1 pseudogene is annotated in these 270 nt (G+C 47.0%); it reads right to left on the bottom strand.

Annotation, left to right across the window (positions count from 1 at the left end):
* Nucleotides 1-270 (bottom strand): annotated as a pseudogene (locus A3750_RS05315) (ABC transporter permease); the annotation flags it as partial.

The following is a 270-nucleotide window of genomic DNA, read 5'->3' as shown; positions in this document are numbered from 1 at the left end:
ACGGCGGTATTGATTAGCGTCGGCCACAGGCAACACAACGAGACTGTGACCGCCGAAGTGATAAAAGACTTGGAAAAGAAAGGATCATCCGTCACATAAACAGCACTGACGATCATCGTCACTAGAGGCAGCCATGCCAGCGGAGAAACCGGCTTAAACAACTGAATAAGCGGATTAATCGCTGAATACGCTGACTTGCTTAAACCACATAAAATTCCTAAAGGCACGGCAATCAATGAGGCAAAAATAAAGCCTGTTGCGACCGTGACA

This window comes from Oleiphilus sp. HI0079 (assembly GCF_001635105.1).
Note: the sequence above shows the minus strand (reverse complement) of the source record. Positions and strands in the feature narration are given on the sequence as shown.